Origin of the sequence: Pseudonocardia nigra (assembly GCF_019396355.1) — a bacterium.
GTDB classification, from domain to species: Bacteria; Actinomycetota; Actinomycetes; order Mycobacteriales; family Pseudonocardiaceae; genus Pseudonocardia; species Pseudonocardia nigra.
In genome coordinates, this window is the sequence record NZ_JAHKRK010000333.1 from 1 (window position 1) to 5,833 (window position 5,833).

General features: G+C 69.6%; 6 protein-coding genes and 1 pseudogene. 4 read left to right on the forward strand and 3 right to left on the reverse strand.

Features of this window, described 5'->3' with window-relative positions:
* Window positions 1-380: 380 nt before the first annotated feature.
* Window positions 381-1,190, reverse strand: a complete 810-nt coding sequence (locus KME75_RS39460) for a SigB/SigF/SigG family RNA polymerase sigma factor (protein WP_219420110.1) — start codon at window positions 1,188-1,190, stop codon at window positions 381-383.
* A gap of 711 nt (window positions 1,191-1,901) precedes the next feature.
* Here KME75_RS39460 and KME75_RS39465 point away from each other — a divergent pair.
* Together KME75_RS39465 and KME75_RS44445 are read left to right on the forward strand one after the other, a co-directional pair.
* Window positions 1,902-2,249 (forward strand): hypothetical protein, encoded by a 348-nt coding sequence (locus tag KME75_RS39465; RefSeq protein ID WP_219420111.1) that lies wholly within the window; start codon window positions 1,902-1,904, stop codon window positions 2,247-2,249.
* Window positions 2,250-2,526: 277 nt separating this feature from the next.
* Window positions 2,527-2,814: a hypothetical protein gene (locus KME75_RS44445; RefSeq protein ID WP_246633709.1), complete on the forward strand. Its 288-nt coding sequence runs from the start codon at window positions 2,527-2,529 to the stop codon at window positions 2,812-2,814.
* Window positions 2,815-2,825: 11 nt separating this feature from the next.
* On the opposite strand, the pseudogene KME75_RS47265 reads toward KME75_RS44445, so the two are convergent.
* A pseudogene (locus tag KME75_RS47265) lies at window positions 2,826-2,942 on the reverse strand (hypothetical protein); the annotation flags it as partial.
* 312 nt (window positions 2,943-3,254) lie between these two features.
* Here KME75_RS47265 and KME75_RS39475 point away from each other — a divergent pair.
* A complete protein-coding gene (locus tag KME75_RS39475; RefSeq protein WP_219420113.1) occupies window positions 3,255-3,518 on the forward strand; it encodes a hypothetical protein in 264 nt (87 codons plus the stop codon).
* Window positions 3,519-3,996: 478 nt separating this feature from the next.
* On the forward strand, window positions 3,997-4,221 hold the full coding sequence (locus tag KME75_RS39480) for a hypothetical protein (RefSeq protein WP_219420114.1): 225 nt from the start codon (window positions 3,997-3,999) through the stop codon (window positions 4,219-4,221).
* A gap of 695 nt (window positions 4,222-4,916) precedes the next feature.
* Here the strand turns inward: KME75_RS39480 and KME75_RS46450 are convergent.
* Window positions 4,917-5,762 carry an STAS domain-containing protein gene (locus tag KME75_RS46450; protein WP_308283476.1) on the reverse strand — a complete coding sequence of 282 codons (846 nt, stop codon included), beginning with the start codon at window positions 5,760-5,762 and terminating at the stop codon, window positions 4,917-4,919.
* Window positions 5,763-5,833 lie beyond the last annotated feature (71 nt).

Below are 5,833 nucleotides of genomic sequence, written 5' to 3' on the forward strand. Positions count from 1 at the left end.
GCGCCCTCCCGGGCGCTCCTTGACCCCGCCGCCTACCTCGACGCGCCCAAGAACAGTCGGAGAGCCAACGAAGAAAAGATCAACTACAACAACAGGGGGTTGACCGGCCCCGCTCCTTCAGGGATGACCAGTTACCCCAATAGATGGACGAGCAATAGCTGCGCGAGCCCTTTGCCGCTTCGACGACGGCGGCGACCCGGCCGACAACGACTGACCGGACGAACGGCGCCACAGCCCTCCGGCCTCGTGATGGCCCGATACCACCCTGAGGGCAGTCAGCGGTGGTCGGACGACCATGGGCACGATGAGCGGTCGCGGGCGCCGAGGCGCCCGAAGCTTACTCATTGCATCGTGACAGTCGAGCACGCAGTGGTGAGTGCTCACTCGGCTTCGAGCCCGCGACGCAAAGCCGCGAGGGTCCGGCTGAGGAGTCGCGAGACGTGCATCTGCGAGATTCCCATCTGCGACGCGATCTCGGTCTGCGTCAGCTCGCCGAAGAACCGCAGCACGAGCATCTTCCGCTCGCGATCCGGCAGCTCGTCGAGGAGTAGCCGTAAGGCGTGCCGGTACTCCACCTCCTCCAGTGCTGCGTCGGCTCGGCCGAGAGTTCCGTGCAGCGCAGGACCCGCTCCGGCAACGAGCGCATCCAGCGATGCGGCCGTGTAGACGTCCTGCGCGCGTAGTCCTTCGATCACGTCCTCCGTGTCGATCCCCAGCCGGTCGGCGATCTCGCTGGGACGCGGAGCGCGCCGGTGCTCGTGCGACAGTGACGCCACGGCTTCCCGGATCGGGCCCTGCAGGTCCTTGAGGCGTCGCGGCACCCGCATTGACCAGGTGCGGTCACGGAAGTACCGACGGATCTCACCGGTGACGATGGGAATGAGGTAGCCCAGGAAGTTGACGCCCCGCTCCGGCTCGAACCGGTCCAGCGCGTTCAGCAGGCCGATCATGCCCACCTGCTCGAGATCGGCCACCGGTTCACCCCGACCCCGGTAGCGACGCGCGATGTGTTCGACCACCGGCAGGAAACCCGAAACCAACTGATCGCGGAGGACGAGACGCCGCGGATCGTTCTGTTCCAGTCCGGCGAACTCCTCGAGCAGCGGATCAAGGTGATCATAGCCGTCCTGTCCGCGGCCAGAAGTCGCGTCGCCGGGCGCGAGGACGGGTAGCTCATGCGCGACCGTCATGGCGTGGATTACCCGGTGCCTCCAAACGACGAAACGGGCCGCGGGCGCTCCCAACCCGGCCGACGACGTCTCGGGCGTACCACGTCGAGGAGTTCTGCGTCGCCCACCGCCACTCACCTCGACCCGTCCCTGTCCCCCAGATCATGGTTGTCCTGACGACCGCCGGCGTTCAGATCGACGACAGCAGCGCTCACCTCCGGTCCGACCGGCCACTGTCGCAGCGGCCGACGCGGGCGCCCGGTCTTGGCAAGTCGCTCGCACGGCTGCGGCCCCGCCCACCGTGACGAAATCCAGCGCCACCCTGCGGCGCCGGCAGTGGATCAAGAACAACCAGTACGAGAACGCGTTGAACCGTGGACGCCGTGCCCGAAGAGCGAAGTAGCCGCCCGAAGGTGCAATCGGATCGACGGAGCTGGGTACTTGGTGGACCGAGGCGGGCGGGAACATGACTCGGCGGTCATGGAGCGGCGATAGGGGCGACGCAATGCTGGACGTACTGGTGTTCCACAAGACGAGTAAAGACTCGCTTCCATCCACCTTCAGAGATGGGTTGAGGTACGGCAAGCAAGGCAGCCACAGCCAGGACGACCGCGTCCGGAAGATGAACGAGTTCTTGAACGGTGCGTGCCCGGGAGAGCTGAAGAGCAAGGGCGTCGACCGGAAGAGTGCATCTACTGCTACCTGGGCGTCGGCGACGACAGGATCTTCGACGTGGACTCCGGCCGCGTCATCGATCAGGAGCGGTGGGACGTCGGCGCGGACAACGCGAAGCTGCGGCTGGTGATCGACCCCGAGACCACGTTCGTCAGTGACCTGGACGCCTACGACGTGCTGCTGAAGCGCATGGAGGAACAGGCGGGAGAGGACGTTCTGGCGACGCTGGCTTGGGAGTACTGGCAGCGGATGATCCGCCTCTCCGACGTGCGCGCGCACTACCGTCTGGAGGATGAGGCGCTCGTCACGGTCAGCGCGCCGTCCCACGGTTCGCCGCGACGGCTGAAACGGGTCGAGGTCCTCGTCACCGCCGACGTCGCGACAGACGACATTCAGCAGGTATGACGGGATTCGGTTGCGCCTGCGCCGCCGCCCTGCTCGTGCCCCGCCGATGTGCCAGCTCGGCAGACTGGCGCTGCGGGGTGACGCAGTGTGGGGGTGGAGGAGGAGGTCCTCCTCGTCGACCCGGCGACCAGCGTGGTGCGGGAGGCGTCCATCGCCGCGCTCTGGCGGGCCGACGACGACAGCCACCAGATCCTCGAGGCTGAGCTGCAGCGCCAACAGCTCGAGATCCGCACCCACGCGGAGCGAGCGCTACCAGCGGATGGTCGAGTGATTCGGCGTGCTGCCGGACGAGCAGCTCACCCTGCGGCTGCCATTCCACGTGCAGGTCGAAGGCGTGGCCGTGCTCGACCGAATCCGGGTCTGGCTACTCGAACATCGCGCGCAGGTAGCGGCCGTAGTGTCGCCGCTCCGGATAGTCGGCGGGCTGCAGCTCGGGGCGCCTCCGTTGGCGGTCCATTCGCCAGAGGAAGGCGCTGCCGTCGCCGAGCGGCAGACAATGGTGATTGCCGGGGGAACGCGCGGCACCTCGCCCGCGGTGGCGTTCATCGTCGACGAGCCGGCCTGATCTGTCCGCCACCCCTGGCCCGGCGTGCTCCATCGGGTTGATCGCCCAGAGACCACCGGTCGGGACGCAGGCCGGACGCACAGCCTGATGAGCAGCCGTTCGAGCACGGACAGCCCGCGGGGACCCATGCCGACGATCGCTACGGACAGGGCGTCGTCCGCTTCCGGATCGGGCCGCTGCACACCGAACTGTTACCCGGCGGACGGGACGCCAAGGCAGGGGCCCCCTCGCCCGCGGCACCGGTGGCCCGCTCGCGGACCGCGCTCCCGCCCCGTGGCCTTCGTCGCGCTGCGGCGCCTCGTCGTCTCGGCTACGCGTCGCGCGCCGCGCCCTGCGCGGCCGGCATTCTCGGCGCGCGGCCGGGTACTGCGGTTGTGTGCGTATCGGGCTGGTGGTTCCGCCGTGGCAGCCGGTGCCACCGCGGGCCTACGGCGCCATCGATGCGGTCGTGCACGACCGGGCCGTGGGCCCTCAACGCGGGCGGGCACCAGGTGGTGCTGGTGGCCACCGGCGACTCCACCGCATCGGTGACCCGGGTGCGCACCTCCATCGGGCGCTCTCGCCCCGAGGACGCCGGTTCGGCCTCGGTCGAGCTGGTTCACGTGCTCGACGCCTACGAGGCGCTGCACGACGTCGACCTGGTGCACGATCATACGATCATCGGCCCGCCGTCGGCCCCCACGTCTGCTCCGCGCCGATCGTGACCACCGCGCACTGGACTTTCACCGGGCATCTCCGACGGCTCTACGCCCGGCTGAGCTCGCGCGTGCACGTGGTGGCGGTGTCGCACGCCCAGGCCCGGCTTGCGCAAGGTCCCGGTCGCCCGGGTGATCCACCACGGCCTCGACCCCTCCTCCATGCCGGTGGGCAGCGGCGACGGCGCGCACCTGCTCGTGCTCGGCCGGATGGACCCGGACAAGGGCGTGCACGCGGCCATCGAGGCGGCGCGCCGGGCCGGCCCCGGCTGGTGGTCGCCGGACCCGCGCGCACGCCAAGGGAACGGCACTACTTCGCGGAGCAGGTGCGCCCGGCGCTCGGCCCCGACGTCGAGTAGGTGGGCGAGATCGGGGGGACGGCCAAGCAGGAGCTGCCCGGCTCCGCGCGGGCGCTGCTCATGCCGGTGCTGTGGGACGAGCCATTCGGATTGGTGATCATCGAGGCGCTGGCGGCCGGGACGCCGACGTGGCCTTCCGCCGCGGCGCGCTACCGGAGGTCCTCGACCACGGCCGAACCGGATTCCTGTGCCGCGACGTGCAGGAGATGGCCGACGCAATCGGCCGGCTGGACGCCATTGACCGCCGCGCCTGCCGCGCAGCCGCCGCGTCCCGCTTCTCAGCACGACGAATGGCCGACGAGCACCTGACCCTCTACGAGGACGACGTCGCGGATCGCGCTCACATCCCGTAAACCGTGGCGTGGTGGCGGCTGGCCGCCGTCCCTCAGCTGATTCGTGCGGCACCAGCGATGCCGCCGGCACCAGGTTACCGAGCCGGCGTCGATGCCCGTCCCGTCGACGCTCGCGCCGTCGCCGTGGACGCCGTGGAAGGTCGTACTCCGCGCGACCAGATGCGTGCGTTCCGATCGTCCCTGCTCGACCCAGTACACCCTGGCCAGCTTCGCGGCCGTGTCGACGCCTCGCTGCCGCCGCTGCGGACGAACACCTACGCCCCGGGCATCGGAGGGAGCGCGGCCAGCCGGGCGGCCAGCGCGATGGCCGACTCGGTGAGGAGGTCGCCGAAGGCTGGTAGGTCTCGATCCGGCACAGCTGGTCGGAGATCGAGTCCGCGATCTCGCGGCGGCCGTGCCCCACGTTCGCGTGCCACAGGCTCGCCGTCAGGCCATGGAGCCGGGGACGTCCATCATCGCCCCGCTCCGGGTCGGTCGCTCGGCCAGCTGGTTCCCGATCGCGGCCAGCAGCGGACAGCTGCGGTCGGCCCGCGGCAACTCATGTGGAGATCAGATCGGTGAGGCGTGACCTCCAGCTAGCGCGACCGCAACGACGGATACCGCTTCCCGCGCTCGGCTCGGCGATGCCCGCGCGGACCTGCGGCAAGGCGCAGCAAAACGGGCGGAGTCGAAGCCAGGACCGCAGTGGTGGCGCCTCAGCCGGTGGCGGCCACGGCGGCGTCGAGGCTGGAATGGATCGTGAACTGCTCGGCGCATCCGGTGAGCTCAAACACGAGGCCGACGAGGCGATTCCCGGTCACGCCGGCGAGGTGGGTTCCGACCCCGTCGCGGCCAGCCCGGCAGCGGACGGCCAGAAGCGCGCCGAGGCCGGCGCTGCTGAAGAACGACACCGCCGACAGGTCGACGATCAGGTGCGCGGGGTTCTGGTCGAGCTGCTCGAGCAGCGTCTGGCGCAGCTGCGGCGCGGTGATCTGGTCGATTTCGCCCCGGACGGCCACCACCACGACACTGGGTGCTCCCTGGCACACACCGACTCCGAGCAGCGCGTGAGGGCTCTCCCACTGGTCCATGCGGTGCTCGTCACTCATCCGGTGCCTCGCTCGGTCGCCCATATCGTCGCTGCACACCGCGGCACGTTCTGTAGCTGCGCTACGGGCCCCTGGCCCCGGCCTCACCGTAAACGGTGTCGAGCGCTGTGTCACGCAGCGGAGAGATTGAGCTGGGGAAACAACGTGGCCGCAGGGGTTTGCATCGGTTGCGCAACGCAGAGACCGGCCATCCGTCGGATGGGGGCTGAAGGCGGGGCTGTCAGCAGCCGGTCGGGGCAGGGCCGCCTTGGCGACCTCGATATGCGCACCCTGGTGGCCGAGCTGCTCGGCACCCTCGAACTGACCCCGACCTTCCCGGGGAACGCTGCCTCGTGCGCCGCGAGGCGGCCGGTGAAGTCCATGCGGTCGCTCTGATGCACTACGTAGCGGACTCGTCGGTCCCCTGATGTGATGAAGGAGCGGGGCCTCCGCTCCTCGTGACTCCCGGCTCATGCTCGGGGTGCTCACACCATCGATTTGAGGAGGCCCCTGTGAGCGAATCGTACGAGGGTCGGCAGATCGTC